The sequence below is a fragment of the Brucella sp. IR073 genome (assembly GCF_049065735.1).
In the GTDB taxonomy this organism is placed as follows: Bacteria; Pseudomonadota; Alphaproteobacteria; order Rhizobiales; family Rhizobiaceae; genus Paramesorhizobium.
The window spans coordinates 246,668-272,448 of sequence record NZ_JBAKHD010000002.1 but is presented as its reverse complement, the minus strand read 5'-3'; the positions used below and the strand labels follow the sequence as shown (position 1 = coordinate 272,448).

The window sequence follows — 25,781 nt, the reverse complement described above, 5'->3', positions numbered from 1 at the left end:
CATGACTCATGAACCCCGCCGCGGGCGCGCGACCGAAGCTTTCTTCGGTCGCCGCCACGGGAAGCCGTTGCGCCCCGCCCAGCGCGCCACCCGTGACGACCTTCTGCCACGTCTGCGGCTCGATCTGGCATCGCCTGCACCGGTCGATCTAACCACGCTTTTCAGCGCTCCGGTGAAGGGCGTCCGGCTTGAAATCGGCTTCGGCGGCGGCGAGCATCTGTTGCACGAGGCGCGGCGCTTTCCGGAAACCGGCTTCATCGGCGTCGAGCCTTTCGTCAACGGCATGGCCAAGCTGCTTGCAGCGCTGAAAGACGATCCACTCCCGAATTTGCGCCTTTATGACGAAGACGCGACGCAGCTGCTCGACTGGCTGCCGGAAGCCTCGCTCGACGGTATCGATCTCTTCTACCCGGACCCCTGGCCGAAGAAGAAGCATTGGAAGCGCCGTTTCGTCAACACGAAGAACCTTGACCGCTTCGCCAGCGTCATGAAGCCGGGCGGCCGTTTCCGCTTCGCTTCCGATATAGATACCTATGTCAACTGGACGCTGCTTCACTGCCGCGAGCATCCGGCATTCGAATGGCAGGCCTCGTCCGCGGCGGACTGGCACACGCCTTACGAGGCATGGCCCGGCACGCGCTACGAGGCGAAGGCATTTCGGGAGGGGCGGCGCGCGGCCTATCTGACTTTTGTGAGGAAGTAGGAAAGCTCTCCGCCGTCATTCTCGGACTTGTCCCGAGAATCTGCCACGCGTCCAAATCGCTGACGTAGCCGTTTCATCCTTCGTTGTAGATTCTCGGGACAAGCCCGAGAATGACGGCGGCGAAGGCCTTGCCGATTCCATCAGAACGGGAACTCACCCATTCTCCCACTCCCCTATTTTGACGGATTGACAATCCTGCCTGTGCAGGCTTGTTTGGTTTGCAGGGATCAGGGAGGACAAAACTGATGTATCATACCCGCAAATTTTTGGCCGGCATTGCCATCACGGCAGCCATGACGATTTCCACGTCCGCATTCGCGGCTGATTACAAGATCATCGCCCCGGCAGCACCGGGCGGCGGCTGGGACCAGACCGCCCGCACCATGCAGACCGTTCTGCAGGAAGACGGCATCTCCAAGAGCGTGCAGGTGGTCAATGTGCCCGGCGCTGGCGGCACCATTGGCCTCGCGCAGTTCGTCAACCAGGCCAAGGGCGACCCCTCGCAGCTTATCGTCGGCGGCTATGTGATGGTCGGCGCGATCCTCACCAACGCGTCGCCCGTGACGCTTTCGGACGTCACCCCCATCGCGCGTCTCACCGGCGAATATGAGGCGGTGGTGGTGCCGACCTCCTCGCCGATCAAGTCGATGAAGGAACTGGTCGAGAAGCTGAAGGCCGATCCCGGCTCCGTCTCCTGGGGCGGCGGCTCCGCCGGGGGCACCGATCACATCGCTGCCGGGCTCATCGCCAAGGCGGTGGGCGTCGATCCGACCAAGGTCAACTATATCGCCTATTCCGGCGGCGGCGAGGCGCTGGCCGCGATCCTCGGCGGTCAGGTGACCGCAGGCATCTCTGGCTATGGCGAGTTCGAAGCGCAGATCAAGGCGGGCGCGTTGCGGCTTCTCGCCGTCTCCAGCGACAAGCGGATCGAAGGCGTCGACGCGCCGACCTTCAAGGAAGAGGGCGTCGACGTCGCCGTGCAGAACTGGCGCATGGTCGCCGCCGCTCCCGGCATTACGCCGGAGCAGAAGGCCGCGATCACGGCCGACATCGAGAAGATGGCCAAGTCCAAGCCCTGGCAGGATGCGCTTGCCGCCAAGGGCTGGCAGGATACGTTCCTCGCCGGTGAGGCTTTCGACAAGCAGCTCGCCGCCGATGTCGCTTCCACGACGACCATCCTTAAGGATATCGGCCTCGTCAAATGACCGATGTGAGTGAGAAAAAGCGCCGCGCAGGGCCGGATAAGGCGGCACTCGTTTTTGCCGCCGGTCTTGCCATCCTCGCCATCGTCGTCTTCTGGAAGACGGCGACGATGGGCGGCGCGGCAAGCTATGCCCGCATCGGCCCCACCGCCTTCCCCTATGCCATTTCCGCCGGGCTTCTTATCCTGTCGGTATGGACGGTAATCGAGGCATGGCGCGGCGATTTTCCGGAGCGCGAGCCGCAGGAGACACAGCCGATCCTCTGGATCGTCGGCGGGCTGGCCGTGCAGATGCTGCTCTTGAAAACGGCCGGCTTCTCCATCGCCACGGGCCTGCTCTTCGCCGCCACCGCGCGCGGCTTCGGCAAAGGCCCGCTCTGGCAGACGATTCCGATAGGCATCGTGCTCTCCTTCGTCATCTGGCTGGTCTTCGCCAAGGGGCTGCAGCTATCGCTGCCCGCAGGACCGCTGGAACAGTTGATTTAACGCGATATTGCAATGGAAGCGCCTCTCACCCCCCTCTGCCCTGCCGGGCATCTCCCCCTCAAGGGGGGAGATCGGCTGACACTGCTCTCGGCCTTCCTTCTGTGCGGTTTGCGGTTGATACCAAGCGCTGATGAGGGCGTAATCTCCCCCCTTGAGGGGGAGATGCCCGGCAGGGCAGAGGGGGGTACTGTCCCGCCAACGCGTCCAAGTGCAACGCCCGCAACCATCGGACATTAGGGACACGCCACCCATGGACACCTTCTCCCTTCTGGCGCACGGCTTCCTCGTCGCCCTCGAGCCGATGAACCTTCTCTATGCGCTGCTGGGCGTCACGCTCGGCACCGCTGTCGGCGTGCTGCCCGGCATTGGCCCGGCGCTGACCGTCGCGCTGCTTCTGCCCGTCACCTACAAGCTTGACCCCGCCGGCTCGCTCATCATGTTCGCCGGTATTTATTATGGCGGCATGTATGGCGGCTCTACCACCTCGATCCTGCTGAATACTCCCGGCGAAAGCTCCTCCATCGTCACCGCCATCGAGGGCAACAAGATGGCGCGCGCTGGGCGCGGCGGCCCGGCGTTGGCGACATCGGCCATCGGTTCCTTCGTCGCCGGTCTCATCGCCACGCTTGGCCTCGCGCTGCTCGCGCCATGGGTGGTGAAATTCGCGCTGTCCTTCGGCCCGGCGGAATATTTCGCGCTGATGGTGCTCGCCTTCATGACCGTCTCCGCCGCCTTCGGCGATTCGACGCTGCGCGGCCTCACCTCGCTTTTCCTCGGCCTCACGCTGGGCCTCATCGGTATCGACCTGCAAACGGGACAGGCGCGGCTTGCCTTCGGCATCCCCGACCTTCTCGACGGTGTGGAAGTGACGACGCTCGCCGTCGCCCTCTTCGCCATCGGCGAGACGCTGAGCGTCGCGGCCTCCCACAAATTCGGCAAGGATGAGATCGAGGCGGTCAAGGGTTCGGTCTGGATGAGCCGCGAGGATTGGGCCCGTTCGTGGAAGCCCTGGCTGCGCGGCACGGCCATCGGCTTCCCCATCGGCGCCATGCCGGCGGGCGGCGCGGAGATCGGCACCTTCCTTTCCTATTCCGTCGAAAAGCAGCTGGCGAAAAAGCCAGAGGAATTCGGCCATGGCGCTATCGAAGGCGTCGCCGGTCCCGAGGCCGCCAACAATGCTTCAGCCGCCGGAACGCTGGTGCCGCTCTTGACGCTGGGCCTACCTACCACTGCCACGGCGGCGATCATGCTCGCCGGTTTCCAGCAATTCGGCCTCCAGCCGGGACCGCTCCTTTTCACCACCAACGCACCGCTGGTCTGGGGCCTGATCGCCAGCCTGCTCGTCGCCAATCTGATGCTGCTGGTTCTCAATCTGCCGCTGATCGGCCTCTGGGTGAAGCTTCTGTCGATCCCGCGCCACTGGCTCTATGCCGGCATCGTGGTGTTCGCCACGCTGGGCACCATCGGTGCCAACCCTTCCACCTTCGAGCTCGGCATGCTCCTCGTCTTCGGCCTTCTCGGCTATTTCCTGCGCCGCTTCGGCTACCCCATCGCGCCTGTCGTCGTCGGCCTGATCCTTGGCCCGATGGCGGAACAGCAATTGCGCCGGGCTTTGTCCATTAGTCAGGGTGACCCGACCGTTCTGGTCCATTCGCCGATTGCCATCGTTCTGCTGCTGCTCGCCGTCGCCGCCGTAGTCGTGCCGCTCATCCTGCGCGCCCGGGGCAAGGGCAGACTGCTGGCGGAGCTGGCGGCGAATGAGGATTAAAAATATTCTGCGAGGTCGTTGCAGCTTCGCCGTTGAGGAATGGATCCCAGTGACAAGCACTGGGATGACGGATGGGGTGGCTGTCGGCGCTAATCGCCAATGTCTCCGCTCGCAAGTACGGTCCTCGTAAAGCGAAAGCACCTCCACCCCGTCATCCCAGTGCTTGTCACTGGGATCCATTCCTCAACGTTTCCACCTCAACGACGATTTAGAAATGGCTTGCGTGACATCCGTCCGCAGGGGAGGGGAAACGCTCGGCTATCAAAGCATTTCATTCCCGCCCTTGAAAATCTCCCCCAAGGCAGGTATATAGACCTCAAATTCTTGGTCGTCAGAACAAGAGTGGGTCCACCCGGTCCCGCTCTTTTTTGTTACCTAGAAGCATGATCCCGAACCGAAGGTCAGCGTCAGCAAAAAGTTGCAGACTTTTCGGATGTGATCATGCGTCGCGAAATTGACAAGGAAGTTCCGTTGACGGAAGAGACTGCAAATCTCCAATCGAATGACGCGCCGGTAAATGACGAGCGCATTATCCGCGAAACCGGCATCGACGCCCGCGTCGCCAATATCGTCGAGCCGGTGCTGGAAGCGCTGGGTTTTCGCCTCGTGCGGGTGCGGCTTTCGGGCCTCAATGGCTTGACCCTGCAGATCATGGCCGAGCGCTTCGACGGCACGATGACGGTCGAGGATTGCGAGCTTGTCAGCCGCACGGTTTCGCCGGTTCTCGATGTGGAGGACCCCATCGACCGCAAATATCATCTCGAAGTTTCCTCGCCGGGCATCGATCGCCCGCTGGTGCGCAAGTCGGACTTCGCCAACTGGCAAGGCCATATCGCCAAGGTGGAAACCTCAATGGTGCATGATGGCCGCAAGAAGTTCCGCGGCCGCATCGCCGCGGTTGACGCGGACAGCGTCACCATCGAGAGCGATCAGGCGACCTATGGCGCGGAAGCTGTCGTACGCATACCGTTCGAACTCGTATCCGACGCCCGGCTGATCCTGACCGATGAACTGATCCGCGAAGCGCTGCGCAAGGACAAGGCGCTGCGCGAAGGCCGCATCCCGGATGATGGCGCCGGTTCGCTCGATGCGCCGGAAGGCGAAGGCGCCGAAGCCGATAACGCGGACAAGAACTGATAGAGATCTCATGCGGCCCCGGCGATGAGGAAATCGCGGGCGCTATACCAAGGAGAGATACCCATGGCAGTCAGTGCAAACAGGCTAGAGCTTCTGCAGATCGCCGATGCGGTCGCGCGCGAGAAGTCGATCGACCGCGAGATCGTGATCGCGGCCATGGCCGACGCCATCCAAAAGGCGGCTCGCTCGCGCTATGGCCAGGAGACCAATATCCGCGCCGACATCAACGCCAAGACCGGCGAGATCCGTCTCCAGCGCCTCCTCGAAGTGGTCGATAATGTCGAGGACTATGCCACGCAAGTTCCGCTTGAAATCGCCCGCGACCGCAATCCCGATGCGCAGATCGGCGACTTCATCGCCGACCAGCTTCCGCCGATGGATTTCGGCCGCATTGCAGCACAGTCCGCCAAGCAGGTCATCGTACAAAAGGTGCGCGAGGCCGAGCGCGACAAGCAGTATGACGAATACAAGGATCGCGTCGGCGAGATCATCAACGGCACCGTCAAGCGCGTCGAATATGGCAATGTCATTGTCGATCTCGGCAAGGGCGAAGCCATCGTCCGCCGCGACGAGCTGATCCCGCGCGAGACCTTCCGCTATGGCGACCGTATCCGCGCCTATGTCTATGACGTGCGCCGCGAGCAGCGCGGCCCGCAGATTTTCCTGTCGCGCACCCATCCGCAATTCATGGCGAAGCTCTTCACCATGGAAGTGCCGGAAATCTATGACGGCATCATCGAGATCAAGTCGGTCGCCCGCGATCCGGGTTCGCGCGCGAAGATCGCCGTGATCTCGCGCGATGCGTCCATTGATCCCGTGGGCGCCTGCGTCGGCATGCGCGGCTCGCGCGTTCAGGCGGTGGTTGCCGAATTGCAGGGCGAGAAGATCGACATCATTCCGTGGTCGCCGGATGCGGCTTCCTTCATCGTCAACGCCCTTCAGCCGGCGGAAGTCGCCAAGGTCGTGCTCGATGAAGACGCGGAGCGTATTGAAGTTGTCGTTCCCGATGACCAACTATCTCTTGCGATCGGTCGTCGCGGCCAGAATGTCCGCCTCGCCTCGCAGCTCACCGGTTGGGACATCGATATTCTGACGGAGCAGGAAGAGTCCGAGCGCCGCCAGAAGGAATTCACCGAGCGCTCGAATCTCTTCATGGATGCGCTTAATGTCGACGAAATGGTCGGGCAGGTTCTGGCCTCGGAAGGCTTCGCCTCGGTCGAGGAAATTGCCTTTGTCGAGTCGGATGAGATTGCATCCATCGACGGTTTCGATGATGATACGGCGAGCGAAATCCAGGAGCGGGCCAGGGAATATCTCGACCGCATCGAAAGCGAGCGCGATGCGCGCCGCAAGGAACTGGGCGTTTCCGACGAACTGCGCGAGCTGCCCGGCATCACCACGGCCATGCTCGTGGCCCTGGGTGAGGACGGCGTCAAGACTGTCGAGGACTTCGCTGGTTATGCCGTCGATGATCTGACCGGCTGGCGCGAGCGCAAGGAAGGCGAGACGACCACGCATCCCGGCGTGCTGACGCCCTTCGAGGTCTCGCGCGCCGATGCCGAACAAATGGTTCTGGCCGCCCGCCTGAAATGCGGCTGGATCACGGAAGAAGATCTCGCGAAGGGGCTCGATGAGGAAAGCGTCGACGAGGAAGCCGAAGCTGAGGCCGGCGGCGAGGCGGCTGCGGAGTAAAATCTGAGCATTGCCCCTTGTCCGCCTGCCTCTCTCTCCCTGCTCGCATAGAATCGGCGAAGCGTTGTGGGACGGGGAGAAGGGTGAGGGGCAATGATGCTGCGCTGGGAGCGGGAAGCGTGGAACCCGATATGAACGACAGGACTTGCATCGTTACGCGCGAAAGCGGCGACGTTGAAGGCTTGATCCGCTTCGTGGCGGGGCCGGATGGTTCGGTAGTTCCGGATTTGAAGCGCAACCTGCCCGGCCGCGGCTGCTGGGTGAAAGCCGAGCGGCGCTATGTGGACGAGGCGGTGCGGAAGAAGCTCTTCCCCCGTGCCCTGAAAGCGGGCGTGACCGCGCCGGATGGTTTGGGAGCGCTGGTGGATCGGCTTCTCACCAAGTCGGCCCTCGGTAGTCTCTCGCTGGCACGCAAGGCCGGCGCCGTGGTGACGGGCTCCGCCAAGGTCGACGACGCCATTCGCAGCGGCCGGGCGGCTCTGGTGCTCCATGCGGTGGAAGCCGCTGCCGACGGGGTGCGAAAACTTGATCAGGCCCGCCGCGCGGTTATCCATGCGGGAGGCCCCGACATACCCGCCTTCACACTTTTTACAGGCGGTGAAATGGATTTGGCATTTGGTGGCGGAAATGTGATACATGCTGCCGTGCTTGAAGGAACGGCGGCGACCGGGTTCGTCACGCGGGCGCGTCTGCTGCATCGATTTCGCGGTGGAAGCGCAACGGATTCGGAATAGATATGGCGGCAAAGCCGCGAAGGAAACGGAATGAGCGATAGCAAATCGAGCGACGACAAGACGCTGAGCGTCAATACGAAGAAGACGTTGACCCTGAAGCGGCCCGGCGTCGAGCAGAGCACCGTGCGCCAGAATTTCAGCCACGGGCGTACGAAGTCTGTCGTCGTTGAAACGAAGAAGCGTAAGTTTTCGCTGCCCGGCGATAAGCCGGAGGCGCCTGCGCCTGCAGCCGCGCAGCCGGTGTCGAAGCCGCATGTCGCGCCGCCTCCGACGCCGCGCACAGAGACGCCTCCTCCGCCGCGCCAGAAGCCTGCCGACCGTTCCGGCATGGTGCTGAACACGCTTTCGCGCTCCGAGATCGAGGCGCGTCGCCGTGCGCTTGAAGGCGCTCAGGCGCGCGATGCGGAAGAACGTGCCCGTGCCGCCGAAGAGGCGAAGCGCCGGGCTGAGGAAGAGGCTCGCCGTGCGAAGGAGCGCGAGGAATCCGCGCGCCGCCAGGCCGAGGAAGAGGCGCGGCTGAAGGCCGAAGCCGAAGCGCGCAAGCGCGCCGAGGAAGAAGCGCGCCGCCGCGCGCCCGAAGCGGCCCAGGCCGCCAGCCCCGCTCCGGAACCTGCGGCGGCAAAGCCTGTTGTCGCGCCGCGCAAGGGTCCGCTCGTCGCCGACGATGAGGAAGAGCGCCGCGGTCCCGCCGGCGCCCGCCGTGGCGCACCGGCCAAGCCCGAGGTGCGCGCGCCGAAGGCGACCAAGGGGGATGACGACCGCCGTCGCGGCAAGCTGACCCTGACAAGCGCTCTCGACGATGACGGCGCCGCGCGCGGCCGTTCGATGGCTGCCATGCGCCGCCGTCAGGAGAAGGCCAAGCGCGCGATGTATCAGGAAAATCGCGAGAAGATTTCTCGCGAGGTGACCATCCCCGAGACGATCACCATTCAGGAACTGGCGCAGCGCATGACCGAACGTTCGGTCGACGTCATCAAATATCTGATGAAGCAGGGCCAGATGATGAAGCCCGGCGACGTCATCGATGCGGATATGGCGCAGCTGATTGCCGAGGAGTTCGGCCATACGGTTCGCCGTGTCGCCGAGTCCGACGTCGAGGAAGGCATCTTCAATGTCTCGGACAAGCCGGAAGCGATGAAGCCGCGTCCGCCTGTCGTGACCATCATGGGCCACGTCGACCACGGCAAGACCTCGCTGCTCGACGCTATCCGTCATGCGAATGTCGTCTCCGGCGAAGCCGGCGGCATCACGCAGCATATCGGTGCCTATCAGGTGGAGCAGAACGGCCAGAAGATCACCTTCATCGACACGCCGGGCCACGCCGCCTTCACCGCGATGCGTGCCCGTGGCGCGCAGGCGACCGATATTGCCGTGCTGGTCGTGGCGGCGGATGACAGCGTCATGCCGCAGACCATCGAATCGATCAACCACGCCAAGGCGGCAGGCGTGCCGATCATTGTTGCCATCAACAAGATCGACAAGCCGCAGGCCGATGCGCAGAAGGTTCGCACTGGGCTTCTGCAGCACGAGGTCTTCGTGGAATCCATGGGCGGCGAAACGCTCGATGTGGAAGTTTCCGCTAAGACTGGCCTGAACCTCGACAAGCTCCTGGAAGCGATCCTGCTGCAGGCCGAAATCCTCGACCTGAAGGCCGATCCGGAGCGCACCGCCGAGGGCGTCGTCATCGAGGCGAAGCTCGACCGTGGCCGTGGTTCCGTTGCGACCGTGCTGGTGCAGAAGGGCACGCTCCATCCGGGCGACATCATCGTTGCGGGCAGCGAATGGGGCCGTGTGCGCGCCCTCGTCAACGACCGTGGCGAGCATGTCAAGGAAGCCGGTCCCGCAATGCCGGTCGAGATTCTCGGCCTGCAGGGCACGCCGCAGGCGGGCGACCGCTTGGCGGTTGTTGAGAACGAGGCGCGTGCCCGGGAAATTTCGGAATACCGCCAGCGCCTCGCCCGTGAAAAGGCCGTGGCAAGGCAGGCCGGTTCGCGCGGCTCGCTGGAGCAGATGATGAGCCAGCTGCAGGTGAGCGGCGTGAAAGAATTCCCGCTGGTCATCAAGGGCGACGTGCAGGGCTCCATCGAAGCCATCGCCGGCGCGCTGGAGAAGCTCGGCACCGACGAGGTGCGCGCGCGCATCGTCCATTCGGGCGCGGGCGGCATCACCGAGAGCGACGTGTCACTGGCGGAAGCCTCCGGCGCGGCGATCATCGGCTTCAACGTCCGTGCCAATGCGCAGGCGCGTAGCGCCGCCGAGCAGCAGGGCATCGAGATCCGCTACTACAACATTATCTACGATCTGGTGGATGATGTGAAGGCGGCGATGTCCGGCCTGCTCTCGCCGGAACGCCGCGAGACCTTCCTCGGCAATGCGGAGATCCTCGAGGTCTTCAACATCACCAAGGTCGGCAAGGTCGCGGGCTGCCGCGTCACCGAAGGCAAGGTCGAGCGCGGTGCCGGTGTGCGCCTTATCCGCGACAACGTCGTCATCCACGAAGGCAAGCTCAAGACGCTCAAGCGCTTCAAAGACGAAGTGTCGGAAGTGCCCGGCGGCCAGGAATGCGGCATGGCCTTCGAGAATTACGACGATATCCGCCCCGGCGATATCATCGAGGCCTTCCGCGTCGAGCACATCACGCGCACGCTGTAATCACGGCGTCATCCTCGGGCTTGCCCCGAGGATCTGCGGCTCGCGTGCTGCCAGGACGATCGTTGGCTTTGCGCTTCTTCGTTGTAGATTCTCGGGACAAGCCCGAGAATGACGATCTGTGCGGATACAGGAATTAATCCCATGTCCCGTTCTTCTTCCTCCGGCCTTTCGCAGCGCCAGCTTCGCGTCGGCGAGCAGGTCCGCCATGAGCTGAGCAATGTGCTCCAGCGCGGCGAGGTCATGGACCCAGTGCTGGAAAACAGCGTGCTTTCGGTTTCGGAGGTGCGCATGTCGCCGGACCTGAAAATCGCCACCTGCTTCATCTCGCCCATCGGCGCCATCGACGGCGATGCGGTCATCAGGGCGCTGAACCATCACGCCAAGTTCATCCGCGGCCGCGTCGCGCCGGGCTTGCGGCAGATGAAATATATGCCGGAGTTCCGTTTCCGGATCGACACCAGTTTCGACAATTTCGCCAAGATCGATGCGTTACTGCGCTCGCCGGAGGTATCGCGGGATTTGCCGAATCCTCGTCGGGATGATGAAGATGGGGACGACATGGATAGCGACGGTGGAGACGGCGGGAGCGATTGAAAGCTTGGCGCCTTCCTTCCCCCTTGCGGGGAAGGTGCCCGTGTTAGCGGGCGGATGGGGGTGGTTACGTTTGCGCCACGGTCTTCAGCAAAGGCGCAAACGTCACCACCCCCACCCGACCCTATCGGGCCACCCTCCCCGCAAGGGGGAGGGAGGGTGCGGCACCCGCAAACGATTCAGATAACAGGAACGACTTTTAAGAATGGCAAGACGCGGCAAGAAAAAGGGCCGGCCGATTTCCGGCTGGGTGGTGTTCGACAAGCCAAAGGGCATGGGGTCGACCGAGGCGGTCTCGAAGATCAAATGGCTGTTCAATGCCGAGAAGGCGGGCCATGCCGGTACGCTCGATCCGCTGGCTTCCGGCATGCTGCCGATTGCGCTGGGTGAGGCGACGAAGACCGTTCCTTACGTCATGGATGGCGCGAAGATCTACCGCTTCACCGTCGCCTGGGGCGAGGAACGCTCCACCGATGACCTCGAAGGCGGCGTGACGCAGACCTCGGACAAGCGCCCGACGAAAGATGAGATATCCGCCCTGCTGCCGCGCTATACTGGCGTCATCCAGCAGGTGCCGCCGCAATTCTCCGCCATCAAGATCGCCGGAGAGCGCGCCTATGATCTGGCGCGCGAGGGCGAGAGCATCGAAATTCCCGCCCGCGAGGTCGAAATCGGCCGGCTCGAAATCGTGGATATGCCGGACGAAACCCACACGGTCTTTGAGGTCGAATGCGGCAAGGGCACATATGTCCGTTCGCTCGCCCGCGACATGGGCCGTGACTTGAGCTGCTACGGCCATATCTCCGATCTGCGCCGTGTCGAAGTCGCACCATTCACCCCTGAAGACCTCGTGACCCTGGAAGAGTTGGAAGCCGCCTGGCCGCCGCTCCCGCCGAGGGATGCCGAAGAGGACGGCACCGCCCCGCGCCCCCGGCGCGATTTCTCTGCCCTCGACGCACTGGTCATCGACACGGGCGCTGCGCTCGACTGCCTGCCGCAAATGGCGCTGTCCGACGAACAGGCCCACCGCATCCGCATGGGCAACCCGATTATCCTCCGTGGTCGTGACGCGCCCGTGGAAGCGGACGAGGCCTGCGTGACGATCCGCGGCAAGCTGCTGGCCATCGGCTATATCGAACAGGGCCAGTTCAAGCCGAAGCGGGTGTTTACAGCTGGGTAGCCAATGCTGTCATCCTCGGGCTTGTCCCGAGGATCTACAACGTTTGCCGCTGCAAACCCGTGTCTCATAAGACGCGGCTTTGAAACTGCCCGGACAGCAGATTCTCGGAACAAGCCCGAGGATGACGGCGAGGGGAAACCAGAAATAACTGGCAATATCGCCCCATTTCCACTATATGCCCGGCATCGGCGGGCATCTGCCTTGTCCGTAATTGAACCGGCCCCCGCTGGACGACATCCCGGCCGTGGGCGACTCTTCTCCTCTCACATGAAAGGGTTTGCGATGTCGATTACCGCTGAACGCAAGCAGGCACTCATCAAGGAATACGCCACGAAGGCAGGCGACACCGGCTCTCCGGAAGTCCAGGTTGCTGTTCTCTCCGAGCGTATCGCCAATCTGACCGAGCACTTCAAGGACCACAAGAAGGACAACCACTCCCGCCGTGGCCTCCTGAAGCTCGTCTCGCAGCGCCGCCGTCTCCTTGACTACCTCAAGGGCGTGGACGAAGGCCGCTACCAGACGCTGATCGGCAAGCTGGGCCTGCGCCGCTAAGGCTTTTTGTTCGGCGGGCGTGTCACACGCCCGCCGAATTTTCACTGGGCTTTTATTCAAGGGATGGAAGCCAGCACACAGGACCTGTCATGGGGCAGGATTGTTGAGAGCTTGGCGCAGGGTCGCCATATCCCAAGCTTTCTGCTGTCTTGCCCATGGCCTGTCCGCCAACGAAGCAGGGAATGCTTGCCATTCCCGATAAAGGACTGAACCATGTTCAATACCCATAAAGTCGAAATCGAATGGGGCGGGCGTCCGCTCGTTCTCGAAACCGGCAAGATCGCCCGTCAGGCCGATGGCGCCGTCGTCGCCACCTATGGCGAAACGGTGGTTCTTGCCACCGTCGTCTCCGCCAAGGAGCCGAAGCCGGGGCAGGATTTCTTCCCGCTCACCGTCAATTATCAGGAAAAGACCTATGCGGCCGGCCGCATCCCCGGCGGCTATTTCAAGCGCGAGGGCCGTCCGAGCGAGAACGAAACGCTGGTTTCCCGCCTGATCGACCGTCCGATCCGCCCGCTTTTCCCCGATGGCTACAAGAACGACACCCAGGTCATCGTCACCGTCCTGCAGCACGACCTTGAAAACAACCCGGACGTGCTGTCGATGGTCGCGGCGTCCGCGGCGCTGACGCTTTCCGGCGTTCCCTTCATGGGCCCGGTCGGCGGCGCGCGCGTCGGCTATATCAACGGTCAGTATGTGCTGAACCCGCATCTCGATGAGATGCCGGAATCGAAGCTCGACCTCGTCGTCGCCGGCACGTCCGATGCCGTGCTGATGGTGGAATCGGAAGCGCAGGAGCTTTCGGAGGATGTGCTGCTCGGCGCCGTCATGTTCGGCCACAAGGCGTTCCAGCCGGTCATCGATGCGATCATCAAGCTTGCCGAAGTCGCCGCCAAGGAGCCGCGCGACTTCCAGCCGGAAGACCTCTCCGCGCTTGAAGCCGCGATGCTGAAAGTCATCGAAAGCGACCTGCGCGAGGCCTACAAGATCACCGACAAGCAGGCCCGCTATGGCGCCGTCGACGCCGCCAAGGCCAAGGTCAAGGCGCATTTCCTTCCCGAAGGCGCGGAGACGACCGAGTATACGGCCGAACAGGTCGCGAGCGTGTTCAAGGAGCTCCAGGCCAAGATCGTGCGCTGGAACATCCTCGACACCGGTCACCGCATCGACGGCCGTGACCTCACCACCGTCCGGCCGATCGAGGCGCAGGTGGGCATCCTGCCGCGCACCCATGGCTCGGCGCTCTTTACCCGCGGTGAGACGCAGGCCATCGTCGTTGCCACGCTCGGCACCGGCGAAGACGAGCAATTCGTCGATTCGCTGACGGGCATGTATAAGGAAACCTTCCTTCTGCATTACAACTTCCCGCCCTTCTCGGTCGGCGAGACGGGCCGCATGGGCTCGCCCGGCCGCCGCGAGATCGGCCACGGCAAGCTCGCCTGGCGCGCCATCCATCCGATGCTGCCCGCCAAGGAGCAGTTCCCCTATACGATCCGCGCCGTCTCGGAGATCACCGAGTCGAACGGCTCCTCTTCGATGGCGACCGTCTGCGGCACCTCGCTGGCGCTGATGGATGCGGGCGTGCCGCTGCAGCGTCCGGTGGCCGGCATCGCCATGGGTCTCATCAAAGAGGGCGAGCGCTTCGCCGTTCTCTCGGACATTCTCGGTGACGAGGACCACCTCGGCGACATGGACTTCAAGGTTGCCGGCACGGAAAACGGCGTCACCTCGCTGCAGATGGACATCAAGATCGCCGGCATCACCGAGGAGATCATGAAGGTCGCCCTCGACCAGGCCAAGGGCGGTCGCGCCCATATCCTCGGCGAGATGTCGAAGGCGCTCTCCGGCGCCCGCGCGGAACTCGGCGAGTTCGCCCCGCGCATCGAGGTGATGAACATCCCGGTCGACAAGATCCGTGACGTCATCGGTTCGGGCGGCAAGGTCATCCGCGAGATCGTCGAGAAGACCGGCGCCAAGATCAACATCGAGGATGACGGCACGGTCAAGATCGCCTCTTCCAATGGCAAGGAGATCGAGGCGGCGAAGAAGTGGATCCACTCCATCGTCGCCGAGCCGGAGGTGGGCGAGATCTACGAGGGCACGGTCGTCAAGACCGCCGATTTCGGCGCCTTCGTCAATTTCTTCGGCCCCCGCGATGGTCTCGTCCATATTTCCCAGCTGGCTTCGGAGCGCGTGCAGAAGACCACCGACGTGGTCAAGGAAGGCCAGAAAGTCTGGGTCAAGCTGATGGGCTTCGACGAGCGCGGCAAGGTCCGCCTGTCGATGAAGGTCGTCGATCAGGAGACCGGCAAGGAAATCGCCCAGGACAAGAAAAAGTCAGAAGACGCCGACGCGGAATAATCTTCCCGGCATCGATTCTGAAAGCGCGCCTCCGGGCGCGCTTTTTTATTTGGCGGTTTCGTGCTGTAAGGGCGCATGGTTTCGCTCGCACAACAGACACTCTTTCTGCCTTTCGAGAACGGCATATTGCCTTTACCGGCAGATTGCCCCTCACCCTTACCCTCTCCCCGCCTGCGGGGAGAGGGTAAGGGTGAGGGGCATTCCACGCGCTTCCTCGCCTTCGGCATTGAGGCCGATGCGGCGCTGGGCAGGGAATGGGAAAAGGCGCTCACGATTATCCAGCCCTTCCGTCCGGGTTTTATCAAACTGGAGCGGGCGGGCTTCCATGCCATGCCGCGTCTTGACGGCAGGGATCGCTTCGACGGTGGCCTTCTTCTCCTCGGCAAGCATCGCGGGCGAAACGAGCGATGGTTCGCCGACCTGCTGGCCAGTGTTATGCCCGGCGGTCTCATCGTCGTCTGCGGCGACAAGAAGCTCGGCATCGACAGTTTCCGCAAATGGGTGGAGAAGCTCGCTCCCAGCGAGGATCGCCTCTCCAAGAACCACGCCGTTGCTTTCTGGCTGACACGTCCGGTAGACCTCACCGACGATGCAATCGAGGTCCTGCATCCCGCTCCGGCGCTTGTCGATGGGCAGTTCCACACCGCGCCCGGCATGTTCTCCCATGGCGAGATCGACCGGGGATCGGCGCTACTCGCCCGCCATCTCAAGGGCCGGTTGAGCGGTGCGGTGGCGGATTTCGGCGCGGGCTGGGGCTATCTTTCCGCCGAGTGCCTGAAACATCCCGCAAAGATGAAAAAACTCGATCTCTACGAGGCGGATTACGAGGCGCTGGAAGCCGCGCGCAGCAACCTGTCCGGGCTTGCTGGGGACATCCCTGTCACCTTCTACTGGCACGACCTTGTCGGCGACCCCGTGACAGAGATTTACGACACCATCATCATGAACCCGCCCTTCCACACCGCCCGCGCTGCGGATGTCTCGCTAGGCCAAGGCTTCATCGCCACCGCCGCCAAGAGGCTGAAGCCCGGCGGCAGACTTCTCCTCGTTGCAAACCGGCAATTGCCTTATGAGGCGACGTTGCAAGCGCTGTTCCGCGCAGTGGAGGTGCTGGAGGTAGCGGAGGGGTTTAAGGTGATCGAGGCGCGGAGATAATATTCTGGATGGTCTCGTCCGGCACGCCTCCTTTGTCCTGCCGGCCATCTCCTTCGCAAAGGAAGAGATTACACTTTCATCAGCGCCGGCATCAATTACCGGCGTTGCAGAATGAGCGAGGCGAGCCGTATCGACCAATCTCCCCCCTTGCGGGGGAGATGTCCGGCAGGACAGAGGGGGGCGACGTAGAGCGCCAGCGCTCCGGCAAACTACTCTGCCTGCAACACCCCGCCCGACACCGTAAAAAACTGCGCTCGATTCCCCAGCGCATCGAACAGTGCGCGGTCGGTGCCGGTCATGAAGGCTTGGCCACCCAGATCGTCGATAATGCCGAACAGCGCCGCCCGGCGTCCTTCGTCGAGATGCGCGGCGATTTCGTCGAGAAGCAGCATCGGCGCCATGCCGGACAATTCTCCTGTCAGGCGCGCATGGGCGAGGATGAGGCCGATCAGCAGCGCCTTCTGCTCGCCGGTGGAGCAGAGCGCCGCGGGCATCGCCTTCGGCCTGTGGCAGACGATGAGGTCGGTGCGGTGCGGCCCGTCGAGTGTGCGGCCCGCCGCACGGTCGCACGGGCGGCCGTCGCGAAGCGCGCGGCGGAAATCCTCCTCCACATCAACCGCAGCCATGCTTGCGATACGCTCCTCCAGCGTGCCTTCAAGGGCGCAGTCGGACTGCGGAAACGGCCCTTCCTGCGGCAGGCGTTCGATCATGGCGGTGATGAGATGCATCAGTTCCGCCCGTGCGGCGGCGATGGCCGTGCCGAGCTCCGCCATCTGCGCCTCGATGGCGTCGAGCCAGGCCGCGTCGCTGCGCTCCTCGGTCAAGAGCCTGTTGCGGCTGCGCATTGCCTTCTCATAGTCGAGCACGCGCTTTCCATGCGCGGTGTCGATGGCGAGCACCATGCGGTCGAGAAAACGCCGCCTGTCGCCCGCGGGACCGGTGAAGAGCCCATCCATCGCCGGTGTGAGCCAGAGGATGCGGGAATAATCGAGGAGGTCGTCGCTGGAGGCCGCCGGCACGCCATTGATGCGCACCTTGCGCGCCGTGTCGCCGGGCGCATTACCGGCAAGCCCCGTGCCGATCTCCGCCTCGCCATAAGTCTCGCATTCCAGCGTCGCGTGAATGGCGAATCCATCCGGCGCTCCATTGCGCGTCACATCCGTATAGGTGGCGCGGCGCAGCCCCCGTCCGGGCGAGAGAAACGAAACTGCTTCGAGAAGATTGGTCTTGCCCGACCCGTTCTCGCCCGTCAGCACCACATGCCTAGGCGAAAGCGTAAGCGAGAGGCCGGCATAGTTGCGGAACTGCGCAAGCTGCAGCCGTCGGACCGCCACCCGGTCCGGCCGTTTGCCATTTGCCTCTATGGAATCGCTCACGGTCAGACGCGCATCGGCATCAGCACGTAGAGCGCGTCCTCGTCGCCGGTGTCGCGCACCAAGGTCGGCGATCCGGCATCCGCCAAGAGGAAGATGGCGTCGCTGCCGGAGAGCTGCGAGGTGATGTCGAGGAGATATTTGGAGTTGAAGCCGATCTCAATGGCGTCGGCGTCGTAGTCGGCGGGCAGTTCGTCCGTGGCGCTGCCGGAATCCGGATTGTTGACGGTGAGCGTCAGCTGGCCATCGTTTATGGCGAGCTTCACGGCACGGCCCCGCTCGCTCGAAATGGTCGAGACGCGGTCGACGGCGGCGGCGAAGCTCTGCCGGTCGATCGTCAGCTTCTTGTCATTGCCGAGCGGGATGACGCGCTGGTAATCCGGGAAAGTGCCGTCGATCAGCTTTGAGGTCAGCACCACGGAGCCGATGGTAAAGCGGATCTTGGCTTCGGAAAGCTCGACCGTGACGGTCAGCTCCGGATCGTCCATCAGCTTCTGCAGTTCGGCGACCGTCTTGCGCGGAATGATGATGCCGGGCATGGCCTCGCAGCCGGCGGGCGCGGTCAGTTCGGCGCGCGCCAGGCGGTGGCCATCGGTCGCCACGGCACGCAGCTTCAGCGCGCCATTGTCCTCGATGGAATGCAGATAGATGCCGTTGAGGTAATAACGGGTCTCTTCCGTGGAAATGGCGAATTGCGTGCGGTCGATGAGGCGCTTCAGCGCCGTTGCCGGCAGCTGGAATGTGTGCGTGAAGGACCCGGCGGTAAGCTCGGGAAAATCCGATTGCGGCAGGCATTGCAGGCGGAAATTCGAGCGCCCGGAAGAAACCGCCATCGAATTGCCGTCGGGATTGGTGGCGAGCAGCACTTCCGCCCCGTCAGGCAGCTTGCGCACGATGTCATAGAGCAGATGCGCCGGCACCGTGGTCGCGCCTGCCTGCTCCACCTGCGCCGGGGTCGCCTCGGTGATCTCCAGATCCAGGTCCGTCGCCTTCATCTTGAGGCTCGTGCCGTCGGCATTGAGCAGCACGTTCGACAGGATGGGAATGGTATTGCGCCGCTCGACGACGCGGTGAACGTGGTTGAGCGACTTCAGAAGATTGGAACGTTCGAGAGCAACACGCATGATAGACTGGACTCGACTGGCTGCGGGCCTGCGCGGACCATTTGCTCCGCCTGGCCAGAAGGGCGGGAAGCCCACCCCAAGGGGGTATAAAGTGGCAGAAACCAAGGCATAAAAGCAAGCCCGGGAGCGGTCATGCCCCCTGCCCGGGCCTGCTTTCTGTTGATAACCGTTTGTTCTGATTGATCAGGCGGCCTGGTCGTTGATGAGCCGCTTCAGGAGTTCCAGCTCCTGCGCCAGCTTCTGGTCGGCTCCAACCATATCCTCCACTTTACGCACCGCATGGAGCACGGTGGTGTGGTCGCGTCCGCCGAAGCGGCGGCCGATTTCGGGGAGCGAGCGCAGCGTCATCATCTTGGCGAGATACATCGCCACCTGGCGTGGCTTCACGATGGTGCGCGTGCGCCGGTTGGAAAGCAGGTCCTGCTTGGAGACATTATAGTGCCGCGCGACGATGCGCTGGATTTCCTCGATGCGGATGCGCTTCGGCTCGCCCGCGCGGGTCAGATGGCCGAGGAGTTCATCGACGCGGTCGATGGAGAGATTGGGCTCGAAGGACTGGCGGAAGATGAGCTGGTTGAACGCGCCTTCCAGCTCGCGGCCCGAGCCGGTGATGGTCTGCGCCACATGGGCGAGGATCTCTTCAGGAATGTCGAGGGTCTGGTCTTCGACCTTGGCGGCGGCAAGGCGGCGCTTCAGAATTTCCAGCCGCATCTCATAATCAGGCGCGGCAATTTCGAGCGCGACGCCGCCCTGAAGGCGCGAGCGCACCCGCACATCGAGCGATTCCAGCTCGGACGGCGCACGGTCGGCAGCCACCACCACCTGCTTAGCGCTGTCGAGCAGCGTGTTCAGGAGATGGCAGAACTCGTGCTGGATCGACTTGCCCTGCAGGAACTGCATGTCATCGATGATGAGGAGATCGATGTCGCGCAGCTGCTCCTTGAAGGAGAGCGCGTTGTTGTCGCGGATAGCGGTGGCGAAGCGCCACATGAAATATTCCGCCGTCAGATAGACGACGCGCGCCTTTTCCTGGCGCTTCAGCGCCGCCGCTGCAATGGCCTGGAGCAGATGGGTTTTCCCAAGGCCGACCGAGGCGTGGATGAACAGCGGGTTGAAGCGCACGGCGCTCGAGCCGGCCTCGGCAATGGTGCGGGCGGCGGCAAGCGCGACGCGGTTGGACGCGCCGTCGACGAAGCTTTCGAACGTATAGCGCGGATCGAGCGGAGAGCCGAGCACCGAGCTCTGATTGGCGCCCTCGGCGGGAACAGGCGCCATGCGCTTGTCGCTGTTGGACTGGCCGACGGGAAAGACGATCTTTTCACGAACCGGCGTGCGCGTCGCTTCCGTGACATCGCCGGAAGGCTGGCTCAAGGGCGCGCGGACGGCGCGGCTGACGCTGCGCACCACGACTTCCACCTTGAGGATCTGGTCGTTTTCTTCCTGCCAGAGCTGGGTCAGGAGATCGGCATAATGGTTGTTGATCCAGGAGCGCAGGAAGGCGGTGGGAACGGAGAGGCGAACGACGCTCTTCGAAATCTCATCGAGCTTCAGGCGGCCAAACCAGCTGGAATAAATCTCGCTGCCGACACGCGCCTTCAGCTTGCTCATCAGCCGTTCGAAGACGGCCTCGCCATTCGCATCCATCACATCCCTCTCGGAGCCTGAAACTGGTAGTGCCGGAATGGCGGAATTGTACGCCTCATTGCGCATCTCTTCATTCGCCTTGCTGCTCAAAATCATCTTGCCTCGCCTGTCATTCTTTTTCCGGCGCGCCGTTTCCGGCACTTCTTGTTATTTCCTGGGTCCACCCGACCCGTATTGCCCAGCTTGCTCCGGCTGGTCTCTACGACTCACTCTCCCTCCGCCCGTTGCTGATTGCCTGAACGCCGCCTTTCAACAACCATTCAAATTTTCATTTGCCGCGCAAATGTTCGTTCCGGTTAATGCCCGGTAAATTCCAAGCCTGCACTCCAGCATCCCCATTTTTCCATCACCTTGTCTTCAGACAATGGAACACCGTCCGCAGATGGAATCTGCGTTCGAATTGACAGTCGTTTTTTGCTGACCTGGGCCGGTGGCCCATCCCTCTCGATGGGGAGGACATTACAAAAACCGGGGCGGCAAGGGCAAGTGCGAAGCTTACCGTTTTTTAAGCCTTTGACCCCTCCCGCGGCCCTCCCGCAAGGCGCTCGCCTCATGGTTAATGCGATAAGGTCTTCGGATTCAACGCGTTTTTCCGCCCTCCATTTTTCCTGCGCGCGCGCCCCGCGCACCGGAAAAAAATTTTAAAAAATTGCTTGACATTTTTGCTCGCCGGGGATTCTTCGCCTGCCTGTGGATATCTGTGGACAGTAGCGAGCAACTCTTTGAAAAACCTAAACAAATAGCGCCGTTCATTCTTTTTTTCGCAAATGATTTTTTACATAAATATTACCTTCGCGGATACGCAAAAACTTGGCCCCGGAGCGCTGGCGTTAACCATGTCCTTGCGACGCAAATAAAAAACCCGGCTAATGATAAGCCGGGTTTCATTAGAGAATATAGAAAAACCGATCAGGCGGCAGCCATGCCCTTCAGGCGCTTGGCCAGACGGGAAATCTTGCGGGAGGCGGTGTTCTTGTGCACCACGCCCTTGCTGGCGGCGCGCATCACTTCCGGCTCGGCAGCCTTGAAGGCGGCTTCGGCGGCTGCCTTGTTGCCGCTCGCCACGGCGTCCTCGAATTTACGCAGGAAGGTGCGCACGCGCGAACGGCGAGCCTTGTTGACTTCCGTGCGGGCTTCGATCTTGCGCACCGCTTTCTTGGCCGAAGGAGTGTTGGCCATGAATGCCTCTCTTTTCTGTCAGCTATCCGGCCTCTGCCGGGCGTGAAACCATATGGGCCACCCTGGTGGCAGCCAAACCGTGGCGGGCTTATAGATCAGCTTTCCACAGACGTCAATCAAATATCGCCCGATCACCTACCGATGCTTGAAGGCGGGCGTCCGTTTCTCGACGAATGCGCTCATGCCCTCTTTCTGGTCTTCCAGCGCAAACATGGAATGGAAGAGCCGCCGCTCGAAACGCAGGCCCTCGCTGAGCGTCGTCTCATAGGCGCGATTGACCGTTTCCTTGGCCATCATGACGGCGGGGCGCGAGAAGGAGGCGATTTTGCCGGCGGCCTTGATCGCCTCGTCGACCAGTTCTTCGCTCGCCACCACACGCGCTACCAACCCCGCGCGCTCCGCCTCGTCGGCATCCATCATCCGCCCGGTGAGCACCAGATCCATCGCCTTGGCCTTGCCGATGAAACGGGCGAGCCGCTGCGTGCCGCCCATGCCGGGCATGATGCCGAGCGTGATCTCAGGCTGGCCGAATCTGGCCGTCCTCGCCGCGATGATGAAATCGCACATCATGGCAAGCTCGCAGCCGCCGCCCAGCGCATAGCCCGCCACCGCCGCGATGATGGGCTTGCGGATATGGGTGACCTTCTCCCACTCGCCGATGAAATCAGACTTATAGGCATCGGCGAATTCGAGCGGCTGCATTTCCTTGATGTCGGCCCCGGCGGCGAAAGCCTTCTCCGAGCCGGTCAGCACGATCGCGCCGATTTCCTCGTCCGTGTCGAAATCGGCAAGCGCGGCGTTGAGTTCGCCAAGAAGCGCGGAGTTCAGGGCATTGAGCGCCTCCGGGCGGTTGAGCCTGATAAGGCCGACCGGTCCGAAAGTTTCGACGATGATGTTGTGATAGGCCATGGCCGGCTCCTCCAATGATTAATTCTGGCAGCGGGCGCAGAAGAAGGTCGAACGCCCGCTCTGCACAATGCGCGCTATGGTGCCGCCGCAGCCCGCGCGCGGGCAGGGCGCGCCCTCGCGATCATAGACGGAAAAACGGTGCTGGAAATAGCCGAGCGTGCCATCGGCCTGGCGATGGTCGCGCAAGGTCGATCCGCCTGCCGTGATTGCCTCGGCGATGACCTCGCGGATGGCGATGGCGAGCGCGTCGGCCTCGCCGGCGCCGCCAAGGCTTCCCGCCTCCCGCGTCGGCAGAAGGCCCGCCCGCCAGAGCGCCTCGCAGACATAGATATTGCCGAGCCCCGCGATCAGGCGCTGATCGAGAAGCGCGGCTTTCAGCGGCGCGCGTCTGTTCGCAAAGAGGCGCGCAAGAATTTCGCCGGAAAGTGCATTTCCTGTCGGCTCGATGCCAAGGCCGCTCAGCATCGGGTGGCTGTCCAGCTCCCCCGGCTCCGCCAGCACCATGAAGCCGAAGCGCCGCGGGTCGTTATAGACGATGCGGGCGACGCCGCCCTTCTTGCGCTGGATATGCAGGATGAGGTGATCGTGCAGCGCGTTCTTCGAGCGGTCGTGATGGAACATGCCCGGCGCGTCCGCCGTCTCTTCCATCTCGATGCGGTAGGAGCCCGACATGCCCAAATGGCTGATGATCGAAAGCCCGTCGTCGAGATGCATGGTCAGATATTTCGCCCGCCGCCCCAGCGCCTCGATGCGCCGGCCTTCGAGCCTTGCCGCGAAGCGCTCGGGAAAGGGAAAGCGCAAATCCGGCCGCCGCTGTTCGACGGAAACGATCCGCGCGCCCTCCATGACCGGCTCGAGCCCGCGCCGGACGGTTTCCACCTCGGGGAGTTCAGGCATTCTTGCGCACCTCGGTCGTCATTCTCGGGCTTGTCCCGAGAATCTGCAACGCAAAGCCAATCAGGACGGTCATTGGGTTTTCACCGTCGTAGATTCTCGGGACAAGCCCGAGAATGACGGCCGAAGAAAGCTCGTACCGTGCTTGCCGGCAGGAATTCCCAGATGCGCGGCCACCGTCTCGCCGATATCGGCGAAGGTCGGGAGGATGCCGATTTCGCCCGCCCCCGAGCCATGGACCAGCACCGGCACCCGCTCGCGCGTATGGTCTGTTCCTGTCCAGGTCGGGTCACAGCCATGGTCGGCGGTGAGGATCAGGAGGTCGCCCGCCCGCATCAGCGCATAGGCTTCCGGCAGGCGCCTGTCGAAGGCTTCCAGCGCGGCGGCGTAACCCGGCACGTCGCGGCGGTGGCCGTAGAGCATGTCGAAATCGACGAAATTGGTGAAGACGAGATCCCCGTCGCGCGCATCCGTCATGGCTTGCAGCGTCGCGTCGAACAGCGCCATGTTGCCATTGGCGTTGCGCACATCGGTGACGCCCTGATGGGCGAAGATGTCGCCGATCTTGCCGACGCCGATCACCTTGCGCCCGGCCTCCGCCAGACGGTCGAGAACGGTCGGCTCGGGCGGCGGTACCGAATAGTCGCGGCGGTTGCCGGTGCGCTGGAACGTCGCCGCCGTGTCGCCGGTAAAGGGCCGCGCGATGACGCGCCCGATATTCATGGGATCGACCAGCGCGCGGGCAACGGCGCAGAGATCATATAGCCGCTCGAGGCCGAAATAGGTCTCATGCGCCGCGATCTGCAGGACGGAATCGGTTGAGGTGTAGAAGATCGGCTTGCCGGTTGCGACATGCTCTTCGCCGAAGCGCTCGATCACCTCCGTCCCCGACGCATGGCAATTGGCGAGCGTGCCTGGTATGCCGGTCCGCCGCGCGATCTCTGCGAGGAAATCGGCTGGAAAGGCGGGGACGCTATGAGGGAAATAGCCCCAGTCGAAGGCGACGGGCACGCCCGCAATCTCCCAATGGCCTGACGGCGTGTCCTTGCCGCGCGAGACCTCCTGCGCCGCGCCCCAGAGCCCGCTCGGGCACACCGCACCGTCAAGCCCGTCCGGAATTCTGCCTGTCGCTAGCTTCGCCGCCTGGGCGAGTCCCAGCGCGGTCATGTTCGGCAGGCTCAGCGGGCCCGAGCGCAGGCCGTCCCGGTCGCCCGCGCCGGTGGCACAGGCCTTGGCGATATGGCCGAGCGTATCCGCACCCGCATCGCCGAACTGACCGGCATCCGGCGCGCCGCCGATACCGAAGGAATCAAGCACGAAAAGAAAGGCTCTTGGCATTGGATTGGTCCATCTGTTGCGGCCAGAGATAGAAGAAAATCCTCGCGAACACAAACCATGCGCCGGGCCACGAAAAATTCATCATGGTTAACGGAGCTTTAACCCTTGCGCCACACAATCCGGCATAGGGCGAACGATGCATAAAAAGCCAAGTGGGAAACCATTGAGGGTTTCTGAATAATGCTTTCCGCCAATGCCTTTTCGAGACTGCTGGTTCTAGGCAGCATCGCCGTTCTTGGATTGACCAGTGCCGCCCATGCCGACTGGCGCAAGGAGATGGGACAGTTCCGCATCGGCGTGGCGTCGCCGCGCGTTGCCGAGCTTCCGCCTGCCGATATCGAAAAGCTGAAATCGGCTTATGCGAAGGCGCTCGACATGCCGGTCGAGCTGGTGGTGCTTCCCGACATTCCGGCGCTGGTGGATGCGCAGGCGACCGAGCGGGTCGATTATGCAATCGACACCGCCGCCGCTTACGCCGCCGCCTACGCCGCATGCGAATGCGTCGAGCCGCTGGTTGCACCAGTTGGAGCCGATGGCTCGCTCGGCATCCGCTCCATCCTCCTGCTGCGCCCCGGCATCGGTGGCGAGGACCTGAAGGGCGTCCGCATCGCCCTGCCTGCCGAGGCGGCAAAGGCGGCGTCGCTCGGTCCGGTCTCGGCCTATATGGTTTCGGGGAGAGACACCGATGCCGTCCGCGAAACCTTCATCAATGCCGGTTCGCTCGAAAATGCGGAGAAGCTGTTCGTCGCCGGCAAGGCCGATGGATTTTTCGGCTGGGTGCCGTCCAGCGGCGACGATAAGGCCCCGAGCGGCGGCACACTGTCGCGCCTGGCAAAGTATGGCATGAAACCGGGCAGCTACCGGGTCGCCTGGGAATCCTCGCTGCTGCGCTATGGCCCTCATGCGGTGCGCAGCAATCTGGCCCCTGATGCGAAGCTGATCCTGCGCCGATTCCTGGTCTCGCTTTCGACCCAGGACCCTGAGGTCTACGACCTCCTCGACCGGGTGCATGGCGGCGGCTTCGTCGCCGTCGGCCCGCATGACTACCGCATGCCGCAAAAGATGCTGTCGGCGATCACAGGGCAGAAGGCGGAACTTTAGGAACTGT

20 protein-coding genes and 1 pseudogene are annotated in these 25,781 nt (G+C 62.9%); 14 read left to right on the top strand and 7 right to left on the bottom strand.

The genetic code is table 11. The features are described from left to right. Window position 1: 1 nt before the first annotated feature. The 13 genes from trmB (at window position 2) to ACOWVG_RS05000 (ending at window position 16,212) form a co-directional block, all read left to right on the top strand. Window positions 2–703 carry a tRNA (guanosine(46)-N7)-methyltransferase TrmB gene (gene trmB, locus ACOWVG_RS05060; protein ID WP_420960415.1) on the top strand — a complete coding sequence of 234 codons (702 nt, stop codon included), beginning with the start codon at window positions 2–4 and terminating at the stop codon, window positions 701–703. A gap of 293 nt (window positions 704–996) precedes the next feature. Next, window positions 997–1,908 (top strand): Bug family tripartite tricarboxylate transporter substrate binding protein, encoded by a 912-nt coding sequence (locus ACOWVG_RS05055; protein WP_420960788.1) that lies wholly within the window; start codon window positions 997–999, stop codon window positions 1,906–1,908. Then, window positions 1,905–2,390 carry a tripartite tricarboxylate transporter TctB family protein gene (locus tag ACOWVG_RS05050; protein WP_420960414.1) on the top strand — a complete coding sequence of 162 codons (486 nt, stop codon included), beginning with the start codon at window positions 1,905–1,907 and terminating at the stop codon, window positions 2,388–2,390. Before ACOWVG_RS05055 ends, ACOWVG_RS05050 begins: the two co-directional genes overlap by 4 nt. A gap of 250 nt (window positions 2,391–2,640) precedes the next feature. Continuing rightward, on the top strand, window positions 2,641–4,158 hold the full coding sequence (locus ACOWVG_RS05045; RefSeq protein WP_420960413.1) for a tripartite tricarboxylate transporter permease: 1,518 nt from the start codon (window positions 2,641–2,643) through the stop codon (window positions 4,156–4,158). Window positions 4,159–4,599: 441 nt separating this feature from the next. Beyond that, entirely contained in the window at window positions 4,600–5,295 is a 696-nt protein-coding gene (gene rimP / locus ACOWVG_RS05040) for a ribosome maturation factor RimP (protein WP_420960412.1), read from the top strand. A gap of 63 nt (window positions 5,296–5,358) precedes the next feature. Continuing rightward, on the top strand, window positions 5,359–6,987 hold the full coding sequence (gene nusA, locus ACOWVG_RS05035) for a transcription termination factor NusA (RefSeq protein WP_420960411.1): 1,629 nt from the start codon (window positions 5,359–5,361) through the stop codon (window positions 6,985–6,987). A 131-nt stretch (window positions 6,988–7,118) separates the two neighbouring features. Next, window positions 7,119–7,721 (top strand): RNA-binding protein, encoded by a 603-nt coding sequence (locus ACOWVG_RS05030; protein ID WP_420960410.1) that lies wholly within the window; start codon window positions 7,119–7,121, stop codon window positions 7,719–7,721. Window positions 7,722–7,751: 30 nt separating this feature from the next. Further along, complete coding sequence (infB, locus tag ACOWVG_RS05025) at window positions 7,752–10,373, top strand: translation initiation factor IF-2 (protein WP_420960409.1); 2,622 nt, start codon at window positions 7,752–7,754, stop codon at window positions 10,371–10,373. Window positions 10,374–10,514: 141 nt separating this feature from the next. Further along, complete coding sequence (gene rbfA / locus ACOWVG_RS05020) at window positions 10,515–10,967, top strand: 30S ribosome-binding factor RbfA (protein ID WP_420960408.1); 453 nt, start codon at window positions 10,515–10,517, stop codon at window positions 10,965–10,967. 202 nt (window positions 10,968–11,169) lie between these two features. Continuing rightward, the gene (truB, locus tag ACOWVG_RS05015) at window positions 11,170–12,144 is read left to right on the top strand and encodes a tRNA pseudouridine(55) synthase TruB (RefSeq protein WP_420960407.1); all 975 of its coding nucleotides are present in this window, start codon (window positions 11,170–11,172) and stop codon (window positions 12,142–12,144) included. 282 nt (window positions 12,145–12,426) lie between these two features. Then, window positions 12,427–12,696 (top strand): 30S ribosomal protein S15, encoded by a 270-nt coding sequence (gene rpsO / locus ACOWVG_RS05010; RefSeq protein WP_420960406.1) that lies wholly within the window; start codon window positions 12,427–12,429, stop codon window positions 12,694–12,696. Window positions 12,697–12,909: 213 nt separating this feature from the next. Beyond that, complete coding sequence (gene pnp, locus ACOWVG_RS05005; RefSeq protein WP_420960405.1) at window positions 12,910–15,057, top strand: polyribonucleotide nucleotidyltransferase; 2,148 nt, start codon at window positions 12,910–12,912, stop codon at window positions 15,055–15,057. 75 nt (window positions 15,058–15,132) lie between these two features. Then, on the top strand, window positions 15,133–16,212 hold the full coding sequence (locus tag ACOWVG_RS05000) for a class I SAM-dependent methyltransferase (protein ID WP_420960404.1): 1,080 nt from the start codon (window positions 15,133–15,135) through the stop codon (window positions 16,210–16,212). A gap of 209 nt (window positions 16,213–16,421) precedes the next feature. On the opposite strand, the gene recF is transcribed toward ACOWVG_RS05000, so the two are convergent. From recF to ACOWVG_RS04965, 7 genes and pseudogenes are all read right to left on the bottom strand, one after another. Further along, on the bottom strand, window positions 16,422–17,588 hold the full coding sequence (gene recF, locus ACOWVG_RS04995; protein WP_420960403.1) for a DNA replication/repair protein RecF: 1,167 nt from the start codon (window positions 17,586–17,588) through the stop codon (window positions 16,422–16,424). A gap of 2 nt (window positions 17,589–17,590) precedes the next feature. Beyond that, a complete protein-coding gene (gene dnaN / locus ACOWVG_RS04990) occupies window positions 17,591–18,709 on the bottom strand; it encodes a DNA polymerase III subunit beta (protein ID WP_420960402.1) in 1,119 nt (372 codons plus the stop codon). 183 nt (window positions 18,710–18,892) lie between these two features. Then, a pseudogene (dnaA, locus tag ACOWVG_RS04985) lies at window positions 18,893–20,338 on the bottom strand (chromosomal replication initiator protein DnaA); the annotation flags it as partial. A gap of 924 nt (window positions 20,339–21,262) precedes the next feature. Continuing rightward, entirely contained in the window at window positions 21,263–21,532 is a 270-nt protein-coding gene (rpsT, locus tag ACOWVG_RS04980) for a 30S ribosomal protein S20 (RefSeq protein WP_420960401.1), read from the bottom strand. 135 nt (window positions 21,533–21,667) lie between these two features. Beyond that, on the bottom strand, window positions 21,668–22,441 hold the full coding sequence (locus tag ACOWVG_RS04975; protein WP_420960400.1) for an enoyl-CoA hydratase: 774 nt from the start codon (window positions 22,439–22,441) through the stop codon (window positions 21,668–21,670). An 18-nt stretch (window positions 22,442–22,459) separates the two neighbouring features. Then, window positions 22,460–23,338, bottom strand: a complete 879-nt coding sequence (mutM, locus tag ACOWVG_RS04970) for a bifunctional DNA-formamidopyrimidine glycosylase/DNA-(apurinic or apyrimidinic site) lyase (protein WP_420960399.1) — start codon at window positions 23,336–23,338, stop codon at window positions 22,460–22,462. A gap of 69 nt (window positions 23,339–23,407) precedes the next feature. Next, the gene (locus ACOWVG_RS04965) at window positions 23,408–24,673 is read right to left on the bottom strand and encodes a phosphopentomutase (protein WP_420960398.1); all 1,266 of its coding nucleotides are present in this window, start codon (window positions 24,671–24,673) and stop codon (window positions 23,408–23,410) included. Between the two features lie 180 nt (window positions 24,674–24,853). On the opposite strand from ACOWVG_RS04965, the gene ACOWVG_RS04960 reads away from it, so the two are divergent. Continuing rightward, on the top strand, window positions 24,854–25,774 hold the full coding sequence (locus ACOWVG_RS04960; RefSeq protein WP_420960397.1) for a phosphate/phosphite/phosphonate ABC transporter substrate-binding protein: 921 nt from the start codon (window positions 24,854–24,856) through the stop codon (window positions 25,772–25,774). The last annotated feature ends 7 nt before the right edge of the window (window positions 25,775–25,781 follow it).

Excerpts from the sequence above, each read along its gene's own strand:
- ACOWVG_RS04975 (WP_420960400.1), bottom strand. The coding sequence starts at position 22,441 with ATGGCCTATCACAACATCATCGTCGAAACTTTCGGACCGGTCGGCCTT.
- rimP (WP_420960412.1), top strand. The coding sequence starts at position 4,600 with ATGCGTCGCGAAATTGACAAGGAAGTTCCGTTGACGGAAGAGACTGCA.
- trmB (WP_420960415.1), top strand. The coding sequence starts at position 2 with ATGACTCATGAACCCCGCCGCGGGCGCGCGACCGAAGCTTTCTTCGGT.
- ACOWVG_RS05000 (WP_420960404.1), top strand. The coding sequence starts at position 15,133 with ATGGTTTCGCTCGCACAACAGACACTCTTTCTGCCTTTCGAGAACGGC.
- ACOWVG_RS05030 (WP_420960410.1), top strand. The coding sequence starts at position 7,119 with ATGAACGACAGGACTTGCATCGTTACGCGCGAAAGCGGCGACGTTGAA.
- rbfA (WP_420960408.1), top strand. The coding sequence starts at position 10,515 with ATGTCCCGTTCTTCTTCCTCCGGCCTTTCGCAGCGCCAGCTTCGCGTC.
- ACOWVG_RS05050 (WP_420960414.1), top strand. The coding sequence starts at position 1,905 with ATGACCGATGTGAGTGAGAAAAAGCGCCGCGCAGGGCCGGATAAGGCG.
- truB (WP_420960407.1), top strand. The coding sequence starts at position 11,170 with ATGGCAAGACGCGGCAAGAAAAAGGGCCGGCCGATTTCCGGCTGGGTG.
- mutM (WP_420960399.1), bottom strand. The coding sequence starts at position 23,338 with ATGCCTGAACTCCCCGAGGTGGAAACCGTCCGGCGCGGGCTCGAGCCG.
- nusA (WP_420960411.1), top strand. The coding sequence starts at position 5,359 with ATGGCAGTCAGTGCAAACAGGCTAGAGCTTCTGCAGATCGCCGATGCG.
- ACOWVG_RS05055 (WP_420960788.1), top strand. The coding sequence starts at position 997 with ATGACGATTTCCACGTCCGCATTCGCGGCTGATTACAAGATCATCGCC.
- ACOWVG_RS04965 (WP_420960398.1), bottom strand. The coding sequence starts at position 24,673 with ATGCCAAGAGCCTTTCTTTTCGTGCTTGATTCCTTCGGTATCGGCGGC.
- ACOWVG_RS04960 (WP_420960397.1), top strand. The coding sequence starts at position 24,854 with ATGCTTTCCGCCAATGCCTTTTCGAGACTGCTGGTTCTAGGCAGCATC.
- rpsO (WP_420960406.1), top strand. The coding sequence starts at position 12,427 with ATGTCGATTACCGCTGAACGCAAGCAGGCACTCATCAAGGAATACGCC.
- ACOWVG_RS05045 (WP_420960413.1), top strand. The coding sequence starts at position 2,641 with ATGGACACCTTCTCCCTTCTGGCGCACGGCTTCCTCGTCGCCCTCGAG.
- dnaN (WP_420960402.1), bottom strand. The coding sequence starts at position 18,709 with ATGCGTGTTGCTCTCGAACGTTCCAATCTTCTGAAGTCGCTCAACCAC.
- rpsT (WP_420960401.1), bottom strand. The coding sequence starts at position 21,532 with ATGGCCAACACTCCTTCGGCCAAGAAAGCGGTGCGCAAGATCGAAGCC.
- pnp (WP_420960405.1), top strand. The coding sequence starts at position 12,910 with ATGTTCAATACCCATAAAGTCGAAATCGAATGGGGCGGGCGTCCGCTC.
- infB (WP_420960409.1), top strand. The coding sequence starts at position 7,752 with ATGAGCGATAGCAAATCGAGCGACGACAAGACGCTGAGCGTCAATACG.